The organism is Acinetobacter sp. G18, assembly GCF_052660225.1.
This window is the reverse complement of the sequence record NZ_CP109658.1, coordinates 2,567,960-2,579,960: the sequence shown is the minus strand read 5'-3', so window position 1 is coordinate 2,579,960 and position 12,001 is coordinate 2,567,960. Positions and strand designations below refer to the sequence as shown.

The following is a 12,001-nucleotide window of genomic DNA, read 5'->3' as shown; positions in this document are numbered from 1 at the left end:
CACACCTCCGAATTAAACGTGGCTATCGTTATAGCCATTTAATTCTGGCGTAACGAAACGAAGTAATGACTTGTGACCAAAACCGAGCTTTGCCAAGGTTTGTGTGCTCTCTGGATTGATTGTTTGGCCATCTAAGGTGTATTGCACTTTTGACCAATCAATTTTGGCAAAATCTGGATGTTGAGCAAAACCACCTGTAATTTGTTGCTCAATCAACTGTCCAAAAGTTTGTTGAGACGAGGTAAGCATGGCATGTGCCGAGCAAAAAAGTGTGTGATGATCCCAACCCACGTAAAGTAAGTATTGATCGCCATAATTTTTTTGCAGATCAAGCGGTTCAAATTGATAGTTGTTGTGTATCGCGCGAACAGTCATGTTCAATCTCCTTATTTCCTATCAGGCAGCTTGATGACTGCCTGAATAATTCCTTGTGCTTAAGCTGCGTTACCTTTCCATTTTTTCCAGCGCTGTTGGTCTGGTGAACCTTCAATATCCAGATTGTCGGCGCCCACATTCATGCGGTAATAATCGCGGAGCATGGTTTCGAGGTCACCGCCACCACAGTTACCTTGTAAAATTTGATTTACAGGTAACCATGCTTGTATATATTTCTCAGGCTCGCGTTCGAAAATGTCATGACAGCCATCTGAACAGGTGTGGTAGCGTTCGCCTTGGTAGATGCTATGGCGATAACTAAACTGAGTCGGATCATCGCCCATTTCGGTAAAGGTCATTGGAATCTGACAAACCTGACAAAGCTGTGGTAAACCTGCGCTGTAGAAGCGTTTACCTTCAGCTTCCATTTTGCGAGCCAACTCCCATTTTGGACGGTAGTATTTATCGAAAGTGTCTGGATATTTAGCCGATAACCAATCCATTTCTTCGTCGGTTGGAATCCATGTATGGAAACCGGCAGCATGACCAAAATTATAGAAAATCCACCATGCCTGATGTGAGACATGCTCTTTTTCTTTCACAATCACATCGCTATATTTCGGCATGCGAATGCCATAACGGCTCAAATCTTTAAATAACGCACCGCCTGCCTGCTCAAAATAAACTTCCCAAGCTTCTTTCCAAGACATCACTTTGTTTGGCAGCATGTAATCCATCATCATGCCCACAATTGAAAGTAAACGAGTCCCACGCCAGAACCATTTATCAATCCATTCCTGCACAATCGGTACGTTGTCTTCATGCTGTTCGAGCAAGAATTTTACGATTTCCAGACCAAGCGTCATGTGACGTGCTTCATCTGACTGTGCACTAAAACCAAAAGTTACGGTTGCCATATCGCCGTTATAAGCTGCTCCCGACATAAACGGCACAAATAGCAAATTGGTAAGTACATATTCAAAAGCAAAACTAATTGCTAATAAAAACTCGAAAGGGCCAGCAGAACGGGCATCTTCAAAAAATGATTTAGGCACAGACAAATACCAAACGCGGTCATGCATATGCGCCCAGTCCTGAAAGCCATCAAAGAACTTGTTGTAATGGCTCATGGCATGAATTTGAGTCTGTACATGACGCAGCTCATCAATCGACTGCATCTGAGAAGCAATACGTGCTCCAATTCCACTAAACTGTCGACCTACATGGGCATAGCCTTGATAGGCCTGATATTCAAGTGGGGTCACCGCTGTTAAAAAGAGTTTGATCGCATTTAAGTAACGTTCATTGCTGACATTCATCTGACCATTGTTTTGAGCAAAGGCATCAAAAATGGCATAAAGTTTTTTCTCTTTTTCTGCCTGATATTTCCAGTAAGCATCCATGGTTAAACGGAATGGATCTTCCCATTTAGACCAGTCCGTAATTTTGATGCCTTCAAATTCTTCATAAGGGAAGGCCTCTTTACGGTCAGCATAGGAAAAGTCCCAGTCCAGATCACGGGTTAATGCACGGTAACGATCTTTCGCATTTAACTTTTTGCTGGTTTCTTTGGTTTGAGTTGTCATGATTGATCATCCTTAAATCTTTGTTAAACAACGTCTATGTTGTGATTAATTCCAGTGAAGGCGGAAAGTATCGTCATCTTCTTCGACGTTGCCGCCTAGCGTAATCATGTTGAGTTGTAACGATTGGATGTCCCAATCTTGGCCTAGTTTTTCAGATACGGTTTCGGCTTTAATGACCAAATCAGTTTCACTTTCAATTCGAATCATGGCGGGTAAATACTGAATTGAAGCTTCAGGGTTATCTTCTTCAATCGCTTCGAGGATGTAGCGTGAGGTATCGTTGTCTTGTAATGCGAGATAGACTTTAGACATGTTGCTTCTCCTTAAGCATTTGCCAGATTTAGTTGTAAGCCGAGTTTTTTTGCGCGATCAATCACAACTTGTTCTGCTTGATCGACTGCATTTGATGTTAAGGCTGCTGTTGCCCAAGGTGTAAAGGCCGCTTTTACTTGAGCTAAAGACTGAGTGAACCATTCATTTAATAGTTGTTTATTGTGATCGGATTCTGCTGCCGCAGTTTTAATGACGGTGTCTGACCACTTACGTAAATCACCTAAAGTGTCTTTCATAAACTCAGTCAGCATGGCTAAGTCACGAGCATTTTGAGTGACTAACCACTGATCAAACTGTTGATAAACAAGCTCTGTCACAAAGCCATCAATCACAAGGTTCTGTAATAAGAAAAGTTTGAAATAGTCTTGCTCGGTGAGGCTTTCTTCACACAGACGGCGTAAGCCTTGCCATGCAGGATGTTGCATCCAAGCCTGTTTTGCCTGTTGTAATGAATCGCCGCTATTACCATCTAAAGCTAAGCCAATCCTTGAGATGTACTGCGCAATTCCTAAATGATCCATCGCGGCATAAATACAGGCTTGGGTAAGCACGGTGCCATAACCATAGGCACTGCCAGACATCATGTGTAAATTTGCAGTTTGTTCAACGTGGCGAAATGGCAATAGGCATTCAATGACCTTGGCTTTGACTTCGTCAGACAAATGTTCTGCAAGCTGACGTTTTTCAAAAAAAGCAAAATTACTTTCGGCAGTGTCTTGCAAACGTGCACGGTGTTGAACATAAGTTCCATAATAGAATTGACGTGGATCTTTAAATACATACCAGTCTTGCATTTGCAGGGCAGTATGGGTTTTGTCATTTAAGGTCTTTTCAGGTTTCCACAAAGGACGATAGTGAAAGTTAGTTTCTGCTTGTACATCGAAACTTACTTCTTGATATCGAGTTGCTGGCTTAGTACCAAATCGTCTTTCGATATAGGCGTAGTTTTGGCGGATAGGTTCGACATTTGACGTTTTGATTTCTAAAGTCATGGCTTTATCTCCTTATATTTTTTACATCTGATCATCGTGATCGTTGCTATTACGTTGCGTGCCGACTAAGGTTGCTTCAGTGCCATAGCGCCATTTTTCTTCCTGAGCATCATTAAAAGCTTGCTGCTCTTGGGTCATTTCAACCACTTGATTGGTCTTACAAAAATCATTAAATGCATGTTTAGGCAAAACCAGTTCCACAAATAGACTTGGGTCGTGAATGGCAAAATCGAATTCGATAAACTCTGCGTTTAAGTCGCCAGTGACCCGAATATATTTGGTTAATGCTTCGACTTGAGGTTGCGTCATGCTGTACTCCATCAAGACATGGTCTTGAAATTGATGAATGCTCCTTGCTCTCGCTATAAGCTTTACAAAAGCTATGCCAACTTTATTTTTATAATTAAAAACAATTGCTTAGTATTTTTATTGAAAGTGCAGCATTTTTAAAATTCACTATTTCATGAAATTTTTTGAATGGTGAAATAGAGATATTCATGATTTGATGAACAGGGTCGTAAAAATTTCTTTTTAGATTGTTTGAGGCTTTAAAAAGGAGAGATTTAGAAATACTTTTTTAGTATGAAGTTATGTCTTTAAGGTACTAGGACATTTATCTGGTTCTTCGATAAGATGAGATAAAACCGAAATGTGTTTAATGGATTAAAACAGATCACTCATGGCTCGAGTAAAATACGATACAACGGGACGATACGCAGATCATCCGCAAGAAATTCATGATTTGCTGTCTAAACTGCACTTTGATACGGCCCACGGCCAAATCTGGTTTGATGAATATCGGATGCTACTTTTACACACCAGCATTATGGGATATTTGCGTAAAGATTTAGCGCACATGATTGGGCTTGAGCGGACTAAGCGTTTCTTTATTCGATTGGGGTATCAAGCTGGGTTGAAAGATGCAGAAGTTACTACAAAAATGCGCCCCGATTTAAATGAACACGATGCTTTTATGGCGGGTCCACAAATGCATGCCATTCGTGGAATGGTGCAAGTACAGGCCAACCAGCTCAATTTAAGCCACGATAAAAAACAGTTTTATGCCGATTTAAATTGGCTTAACTCTTTTGAAGCTGATGTGCATTTAGAGCATTTTGGCCCAAGTGATGAACCTGCGTGCTGGATGCTTCTGGGTTATGCATGCGGCTACAGTAGTTTTGCGACGGGCATGACCATTATTTATCAAGAAATAGAGTGTAAGGCCTGTGGCGATGAGCATTGCCGTATTATCGGGAAGCCTTTAAAAGAGTGGGAAAATGCAGATGAGCTAATTCAGTTCATGTCACCCGAACCCATGGAAAAAGAACTCATTGCGTTGCAGGCTGAACTTTTTGAGCTTAAAAAATCAATTTATAGCGATAGTGAAGCCGATTACCAATTATTTAGTTCTGTGGGTAAGTCAGCATCTTATAAACAGGTCTGTGCATTGTTAACAAAGGCAGCAGGTTCTAAAGTTTCTATTTTGTTACAAGGCGAAACAGGGGTTGGTAAAGAAGCTTTTGCACGAGGAGTTCATGAAAATAGCCAAAGAAAAGACCAACCTTTTATTGCGGTAAATTGTGCAGCGATTCCGCCAGAATTAATTGAGTCCGAATTATTTGGTGTAGAAAAAGGTGCTTATACAGGAGCGCATCAATCTCGCTTGGGCAAGTTTGAACGAGCCAATGGTGGTACGATTTTTTTAGACGAAGTGATTGAGCTTTCACCTCGTGCACAAGCAGCACTATTACGCATTTTGCAAGAAGGTGAATTTGAGCGAGTAGGAGACTCACAAACTCGTATTTTAGATGTTCGTGTAATTACAGCAACCAATGAAGATCTTGAGCAGGCTGTGAAAACAGGGCGCTTTCGGGCAGATTTGTATTATCGCTTAAATATTTTTCCAGTTCAGATTCCGCCTTTGCGGGAGCGCCGTGAAGATATTCCTTTATTGGTTGAACACTTTCTTCATCGTTTTGAAAAAATGTACGGCAAAACTATTCAGGGCGTAAGTGAAAAGACCAAAGTTTTTATGCAGCAATATGAATGGCCGGGAAATATTCGCGAGTTGGAAAACTTATTAGAAAGGGCGGTTTTATTAACGGACGATCAGCAACTGATTAAGTTAAATGCCATTTTTCCACAGATCAAGCATGACCCAGAGCAGGCTGTAGCTGTTGAAACTGACTTTGAGCAATTATTAAAGGCAGAGTTTAATTTAGAAGAACACGAAAAGCAGTTAATTTTAACAGCTTTAAAAAAGGCAAATCATAATGTGTCAGAAGCGGCACGCTTATTGGGACTAACTCGGGCAGCACTGGATTATCGAATTAAAAAATTTCAGCTTTGAGTCAATATCAACAAGCTCAAAAATAAAGGCCTAACTTTAAACGTTAGGCCTTATTCATTATTGCACTTGAGCAGGGAAACCATCTTCTTCAAGTGCTTCAGTAATTTTATCGACGCTTTCACTGCTTTCAACAGTCACGATTTTGGTTGCTAAATCCACATCTACTTTTGCATTTGGGTCGATATCTTGAATCGTCGCAGTCACGCCACGAGCGCAGCCACCACAAGTCATGTTTTCAATAAGTAGTTTCATGTTCATACTCCATCAAGAATGAGATGTTTGTTTGGATAACTCTGAGTCTAAACCTTGTCATGATTGTAAGGTCAAGGCCAATTTTTTAAAAAAATATGCTTGACCTTCCCATGATGGGAATCTGTATGCTCAATACAGAATATTAAATTTTGCAGATTTGCAGAGGTGTTTGATGGACTCAAAAAACACGAAATTGCCAGCATATAGTGAAACACTTCCAATCGAAGGCATGACCTGTGCCTCGTGTGTAGGTCGTGTCGAAAAAGCACTTAAGAAAGTTGAAAATATTGAGATTGCCAATGTTAATTTGGCAACAGAAAAAGCCGTTGTTTATTCAAATCAACCGATTCAGCGCGAAGCACTGGTTAAAGCAGTTGAACGAGCAGGTTATGATGTTCCAAAAGCTGCACCAGTAGAATTGTCTATTGAGGGCATGACCTGTGCATCTTGTGTTGCACGTGTTGAAAAAGCCCTTAAAAAAGTAGATGGCGTTCAAGAAGCTACCGTCAACTTGGCAACAGAGCAGGCTTGGGTGCAGGCAGATTCATCAGTCAATGTCGAAGACTTAATTCGCGCTGTTAAAAAAGCAGGTTACGATGCAAAAGCATCAAAAAAAAATCAAGATGAGCAACTCGACAAAAAAGCGTTAGAGTTAGATCAGCTTAAAAAAGATTTGATCATTTCGGTTGTATTGGCTTTACCTGTGTTTATTTTGGAAATGGGTTCACATCTCATTCCAGCTTTTCACATGTGGGTCATGCACACCATTGGTCAATATAATAGCTGGCTTTTACAGTTTGTTTTGACCACATTAGTACTCATTTTCCCTGGTCGCCGTTTTTATCAAAAAGGTATTCCAGCCTTATGGCGTTTGGCGCCAGATATGAACTCGCTGGTTGCTGTTGGCACCTTAGCTGCCTATAGCTTTTCAGTTGTGGCAACCTTTATGCCGCAGGTATTACCCCAAGGCACGGTCAATGTTTACTTTGAAGCGGCTGCCGTTATTGTCAGTTTAATTTTGCTTGGACGATATTTTGAAGCCAAAGCCAAAGGACGAACCTCGCAAGCCATTCAACATTTGGTAGGAATGCAGCCCAAAACAGCTCGTATTCAGCGTGATGGTCAAGTGGTAGAAGTTGCTGTTGCCGAAGTGGTCAGTGGAACTATTGTAGAAATTCGCCCGGGTGAACGTGTGCCAGTCGATGGTGAAGTGGTTGAAGGGCATAGCTACATTGATGAATCTATGATTACGGGTGAGCCTGTTCCTGTTGAAAAAATAGTATGGCATCAAGTGGTTGGAGGCACGGTCAATCAGAACGGTACTCTAAACATTCGGGCAACCTCAGTGGGTAGCTCGTCTGTGCTTTCACAAATTATTCGTATGGTTGAACAAGCCCAAGGTTCTAAACTTCCGATTCAGGGTTTGGTCGATAAAGTCACCATGTGGTTTGTACCGGCTGTCATGCTAATTGCTGCAATTACTTTCTTGGTCTGGTTTATTTTTGGGCCAGAACCTGCGCTCACTTTTGGTTTGGTGAATGCCGTTGCGGTATTGATTATTGCGTGTCCATGTGCAATGGGGCTTGCAACGCCAACTTCTATTATGGTCGGTACTGGACGTGGTGCTGAGTTAGGTGTCTTGTTCCGTAAAGGTGAAGCTTTGCAGCTTTTACAAGAAGCACAGGTCGTTGCCGTTGATAAAACGGGCACACTTACCGAGGGTAAACCGACACTGACAGACTTTAATGTGCAATCAGGTTTTGAACGTAAGCAAGTACTGACTTTAGTTGCTTCGGTCGAAGCCAAGTCTGAACACCCAATTGCCCTCGCGATTGTTCAAGCAGCAGAAAGCGAAGGCTTAAACTTATTACCCGTAACAGCATTTAACTCGATTACTGGTTCAGGTATTGAAGCGGAAGTTTCAGGCCAAAAAGTACAAATTGGTGCAGATCGTTATATGCACCAACTTGGTTTAGACACTGGCTCATTCCAAACGATTGCTGCTCAATTAGGTGAAGAAGGCAAAACACCACTCTATGTTGCGATTGATCAGAAACTTGCTGCAATTATTGCCGTGGCAGACCCAATTAAAGAAACAACCTATGCTGCGATTGAGGCCTTGCATCAATTAGGTCTCAAGGTTGCCATGATTACAGGAGATAACCGTCATACGGCGCAGGCGATTGCTAAAAAGCTGAATATTGATGAGGTTGTGGCCGAGGTTTTACCTGAAGGTAAAGTGGACACAGTTCGCCAACTGCAAAAACAATATGGTCGCTTGGCTTTTGTAGGTGACGGTATTAACGATGCACCAGCCTTAGCGCAAGCAGATGTTGGTTTAGCCATTGGTACAGGAACAGATGTTGCCATTGAAGCAGCCGATGTTGTATTGATGTCAGGTAGTTTAAAAGGTGTACCGAACGCAATTGCATTAAGTAAAGCAACCATGCGAAACATACGTCAAAACTTGTTCTGGGCATTTGTATATAACGTTGCTTTAATTCCAATTGCAGCAGGTGCGCTTTATCCAGCATTTGGTGTATTACTTTCACCTATGTTTGCAGCAGGCGCGATGGCACTTTCTTCGGTTTTTGTTTTAGGCAATGCATTACGTTTAAAACGTTTTCATGCGCCAGTACAGTAAGGGTGCTGAAAATCAACTTTTGGTTTAAGATCATGACAGCAGGTCTTAAACCAAATTTAATATTTGAGGTGTGAGATGAATATCGGTCAGGCATCCAAACATTCAGGCATTTCGGCGAAAATGATTCGCTACTATGAAGAAATCGGTTTACTTGAAGCAGCTCAGCGTTCTGCTTCTGGCTATCGTATTTATTCAGAAACAGACCTTAAAACTTTAAACTTTTTAAAGCATGCTCGAGAGTTAGGTTTTTCATCTGAACAGATGAAAGAGCTTATTTCGCTTTGGAAAAATACAGATCGGCACAGTGCAGAGGTGAAAGCCTTAACCGTAAAACACATTGCCGAATTAAAACAGAAAATTGCCCATCTTCAAGAAATGGTTAATATTTTGCAGGCTTCAGCCGATGATTGCTGCGGTAACCAACAAGCTTCTTGTGCCATTTTAGATCACATTGAAAAGGGAGTAGGCGTAAGCTAAATCCCATAAAAATAAAAAGGTAAAATCATGATTTATACAGCTTCTTGTCTTTGTAATGGCATTCAACTCAACATTAATGCTGAATTAAATCCAATTATGGTTTGTCATTGTAAGCAATGCCAAAAAGCACAAGGGGCTGCTTTCGCTGCCATTACTCAAGTACAAAAAAGTGACTTAAATTTTGTGCAGGGTGAAAACCTGTTACAGGCTTATTTTGCATCACCTAATAAAAAGAGAGTGTTCTGTAAAACCTGTGGTTCGCCGATCTGGAGTGAACGTTTAGATAAGCCAGCAGTGGTACGTTTAAGAGTAGGGCTCATTAATGAAGAAATATCGACATCTGTCATTTCTCATGCTTTTGTGTCTTCAAAAGTGAAATGGTATCCAATTTGCGATAGTGCTCGCCAATATCAAAATGGAGTAGAAAACCCTTAAATATTAAGGTTGGATGGTATTTTATTCATTTGTAAAAAAACGTGAACAAGACTAGTCATGAATAAATAATGTGCTATAACTGTACCTAAGGTAATCGTAATATCTCCTCGATCCACAGGGAAACTTGGGACAGGGCAAAAGATACGATAAGACCTTACATATAGCTAGCAAAGAGCATGTAAGAGATGGATAGACACAAATCTTAGATTGCTCACCGTTGCAGAAAAGCCCGTGAAACGGGCTTTTTTAATGCCTGTAGAAAGCTATTTCTAGCTTGAGAAGTGCATAAATTTTTAGACTATTTATGAAAAATTAATGTAAAAATAACAAAATATTTTAAATAAACAGACTATTCTGTATTGTAATTTGTTTTTATTAAGTGTACATTTAATCAACGGTTTAAAGTTCAAGCTTAATAATGAACTCATGGTCGTTGTGGGAGATCTAAGAGCCTGCATTTTCCCCAAGATGCGGGTTTTTTTTATGCCTAAAGAAAAGTAGTTATTCATCTCATCTAAAATTTTAATTTTCTAGTTCTTTGTTTTTTTAAATTTAAAAACCTACGAGCCTTATAGATCGTAGGTTTCTATGCTCACTAGAAAGTTAAGCACGATATGCCTGACAGGCTTGTGCACATGCTAAACATGCTTTTGCACAAATCTTGCAATGTTCATGTTCATGCTTACTACATTCAGCAGCGCAGAGTTGGCATGCACTCGCACATAATTGCATGGCTTGTTCAGCAAGCTCGGAATGTCTTAATTCTAAAGACGTACATAACTGACAGGTTTCTACGCAGGTTAAACAATGCTTAATACATTCACGCATCATATGCACATGCTCTTCTTGTAAGCATGCAGAGGCACAATGTTTACAAGCAAACATACATTCAATGCAGGCTTGAATAGAATTAGATGCTTGACTAAATAAAGAAGGATCAGGGGTTTGCGAGCTATTCATTTTAATATTCTCCTTTTCAAAGACTTTTATTAAAAAACCGAATATTGTTATCTTTTTTCATTTTATAAAATCATTTCTCCTACAGGGACTTTTGAAATGAAAGGTCTACAAATGCTCAATAAGTGATTAACCTCGTATAAGAATGTTACATGTACTTGGCTCACTCAATTTTTGAAAGAAGATGAAGCACGAAGAAGAAATTTCTCAAACAAGACATAAAATTTATTTCGATATAATACTTTTGGCTAATTTCTTATTGTGTGAATATTAGGCAAATTAGGAATGTGAACTTTGAAGGACACGAAATGGAAAACGTTAATCAATACGCTCACGGAGCTGAGCATGAAGTCCACATCCATTGCAAACGATCATTAAGCACATTAATACTGAGTATGTTCGTATTAATTACAACTGGTCGTTAAAAGAAAAAGCACCCGAGGGTGCTTTTTCTGTATATAGCGACGAAATAGATAATTTTAAGAACTGCATATTCTTATCTAAGTCTGCCACTTGTTCTTACTCGCATCCTACCAGTCATTCCTATTCCTAATAGACCACTTCAAATGTTAAACAACCATCTAAATGTAATTCTAATTTGGCTATCTTTTAAAATAACTAATTAATTTATGTAAAAGAAAGCCAAAGCAAAGGTTAGGTTCTAATTGAAACTTAGTAAGCACACTTATACCAACCCTGCTTATCATCCCATATAATTCGCCCTGACTCTAATGGAGTTTGTTTATATAGAACATTTGGCCCTGATGAGATTTGATTGAAATTATTCAACCAACCTTTGATATTGATTTTCAGATTAGCATGATCATTTGAAAAACTTTCTAAACTAGCAACGACTAAACCATTAACTTCTCGATATGTTGCCTGCCCTAGAACAATAATTCCTGTAAATTCAGACAATCCTACATTTTTACAAATCGTTAGACCTATATCTTTGGGTTTAGGAGCATTGGCTATGAGATTTCTTTCATAGTCATTTTTCAATCGTTGTAGCTCAAGTTTATATTTCTCAATAGCTTGTTTTTTATTACGAACTTCAATATTTTTCTTCGATTGGTATGCAGCTACCTTGTTATATACTTCGCCATCAGAAATTACAAATGTCTTTAAAGTTATCAAATTTAAAGGTTGATTGATTCCACCTATACGTGATGAGGTAGGTTCAATTAAAACATTCCATGGTTTTTTTGATGCACATTTAAATGTACCCATCGCAGAGACCAGACTTTGATTATCTAAAGCCGAAATATGTGTACCTTTTAAATAACTAAAATCGCTTTTAGACATTTGAAAAAAACGTCCCTCTTGACTAGTACATAAGTTGCTCATATAGGCATACGGAATTAAAGCATCAGGTACAGCTGGTTGAAATAGATACTCTTTACCGTTGCCATCTTTACCATTGAGTGATTTAGCTACGATTAAATTATTGGGTGTTTTATAAGTTTTTACATCACTGGGCTTGATTGAATCAGCTGTTACACATCCAATAAAAGGTAAACATGAGCTTACAACAATAAATAAATTTATATTTTTCATAAAGATAATTCCAAAACACACAAAACCAAGTATTTATACTATT

General features: G+C 39.5%; 12 protein-coding genes. 4 read left to right on the top strand and 8 right to left on the bottom strand.

What is annotated here, in order from left to right:
* Positions 1–12: 12 nt before the first annotated feature.
* From NE363_RS12340 to NE363_RS12320, 5 genes are read right to left on the bottom strand one after another with little or no spacing between them, the layout of a single operon-like run.
* A complete protein-coding gene (locus NE363_RS12340; RefSeq protein WP_445535161.1) occupies positions 13–375 on the bottom strand; it encodes a phenol hydroxylase subunit P4 in 363 nt (120 codons plus the stop codon).
* 59 nt (positions 376–434) lie between these two features.
* Positions 435–1,961 (bottom strand): aromatic/alkene/methane monooxygenase hydroxylase/oxygenase subunit alpha, encoded by a 1,527-nt coding sequence (locus tag NE363_RS12335; RefSeq protein ID WP_004702709.1) that lies wholly within the window; start codon positions 1,959–1,961, stop codon positions 435–437.
* 45 nt (positions 1,962–2,006) lie between these two features.
* Positions 2,007–2,273: an MmoB/DmpM family protein gene (locus tag NE363_RS12330; protein ID WP_000049450.1), complete on the bottom strand. Its 267-nt coding sequence runs from the start codon at positions 2,271–2,273 to the stop codon at positions 2,007–2,009.
* Positions 2,274–2,284: 11 nt separating this feature from the next.
* Complete coding sequence (locus tag NE363_RS12325) at positions 2,285–3,286, bottom strand: aromatic/alkene monooxygenase hydroxylase subunit beta (protein ID WP_445535160.1); 1,002 nt, start codon at positions 3,284–3,286, stop codon at positions 2,285–2,287.
* A gap of 21 nt (positions 3,287–3,307) precedes the next feature.
* On the bottom strand, positions 3,308–3,595 hold the full coding sequence (locus NE363_RS12320; protein ID WP_000193471.1) for a phenol hydroxylase subunit: 288 nt from the start codon (positions 3,593–3,595) through the stop codon (positions 3,308–3,310).
* 370 nt (positions 3,596–3,965) lie between these two features.
* Here NE363_RS12320 and mobR point away from each other — a divergent pair, with 370 nt between their 5' ends.
* Positions 3,966–5,636 (top strand): phenol degradation transcriptional regulator MobR, encoded by a 1,671-nt coding sequence (mobR, locus tag NE363_RS12315; RefSeq protein ID WP_445535159.1) that lies wholly within the window; start codon positions 3,966–3,968, stop codon positions 5,634–5,636.
* Positions 5,637–5,693: 57 nt separating this feature from the next.
* Here the strand turns inward: mobR and NE363_RS12310 are convergent, their stop codons facing one another.
* The gene (locus NE363_RS12310) at positions 5,694–5,894 is read right to left on the bottom strand and encodes a heavy-metal-associated domain-containing protein (protein ID WP_077162564.1); all 201 of its coding nucleotides are present in this window, start codon (positions 5,892–5,894) and stop codon (positions 5,694–5,696) included.
* Between the two features lie 166 nt (positions 5,895–6,060).
* Between NE363_RS12310 and NE363_RS12305 the strand changes: the two genes are divergently transcribed.
* The 3 genes from NE363_RS12305 (at position 6,061) to NE363_RS12295 (ending at position 9,444) form a co-directional block, all read left to right on the top strand.
* On the top strand, positions 6,061–8,532 hold the full coding sequence (locus NE363_RS12305) for a heavy metal translocating P-type ATPase (RefSeq protein WP_445535158.1): 2,472 nt from the start codon (positions 6,061–6,063) through the stop codon (positions 8,530–8,532).
* A gap of 75 nt (positions 8,533–8,607) precedes the next feature.
* Positions 8,608–9,009 carry a Cu(I)-responsive transcriptional regulator gene (cueR, locus tag NE363_RS12300; RefSeq protein ID WP_005070253.1) on the top strand — a complete coding sequence of 134 codons (402 nt, stop codon included), beginning with the start codon at positions 8,608–8,610 and terminating at the stop codon, positions 9,007–9,009.
* A gap of 27 nt (positions 9,010–9,036) precedes the next feature.
* Complete coding sequence (locus NE363_RS12295; protein ID WP_288421331.1) at positions 9,037–9,444, top strand: GFA family protein; 408 nt, start codon at positions 9,037–9,039, stop codon at positions 9,442–9,444.
* Between the two features lie 603 nt (positions 9,445–10,047).
* Here NE363_RS12295 and NE363_RS12290 read toward each other — a convergent pair.
* Entirely contained in the window at positions 10,048–10,404 is a 357-nt protein-coding gene (locus NE363_RS12290) for a four-helix bundle copper-binding protein (protein WP_019457421.1), read from the bottom strand.
* Positions 10,405–11,073: 669 nt separating this feature from the next.
* A complete protein-coding gene (locus NE363_RS12285) occupies positions 11,074–11,958 on the bottom strand; it encodes a hypothetical protein (protein ID WP_320124924.1) in 885 nt (294 codons plus the stop codon).
* Between the last annotated feature and the right edge of the window lie 43 nt (positions 11,959–12,001).

Coding starts and splice junctions, on each gene's coding strand:
- NE363_RS12325 (WP_445535160.1), bottom strand. CDS start 3,286: ATGACTTTAGAAATCAAAACGTCAAATGTCGAACCTATCCGCCAAAAC.
- NE363_RS12305 (WP_445535158.1), top strand. CDS start 6,061: ATGGACTCAAAAAACACGAAATTGCCAGCATATAGTGAAACACTTCCA.
- NE363_RS12335 (WP_004702709.1), bottom strand. CDS start 1,961: ATGACAACTCAAACCAAAGAAACCAGCAAAAAGTTAAATGCGAAAGAT.
- NE363_RS12290 (WP_019457421.1), bottom strand. CDS start 10,404: ATGAATAGCTCGCAAACCCCTGATCCTTCTTTATTTAGTCAAGCATCT.
- mobR (WP_445535159.1), top strand. CDS start 3,966: ATGGCTCGAGTAAAATACGATACAACGGGACGATACGCAGATCATCCG.
- cueR (WP_005070253.1), top strand. CDS start 8,608: ATGAATATCGGTCAGGCATCCAAACATTCAGGCATTTCGGCGAAAATG.
- NE363_RS12285 (WP_320124924.1), bottom strand. CDS start 11,958: ATGAAAAATATAAATTTATTTATTGTTGTAAGCTCATGTTTACCTTTT.
- NE363_RS12310 (WP_077162564.1), bottom strand. CDS start 5,894: ATGAACATGAAACTACTTATTGAAAACATGACTTGTGGTGGCTGCGCT.
- NE363_RS12340 (WP_445535161.1), bottom strand. CDS start 375: ATGACTGTTCGCGCGATACACAACAACTATCAATTTGAACCGCTTGAT.
- NE363_RS12330 (WP_000049450.1), bottom strand. CDS start 2,273: ATGTCTAAAGTCTATCTCGCATTACAAGACAACGATACCTCACGCTAC.
- NE363_RS12295 (WP_288421331.1), top strand. CDS start 9,037: ATGATTTATACAGCTTCTTGTCTTTGTAATGGCATTCAACTCAACATT.
- NE363_RS12320 (WP_000193471.1), bottom strand. CDS start 3,595: ATGACGCAACCTCAAGTCGAAGCATTAACCAAATATATTCGGGTCACT.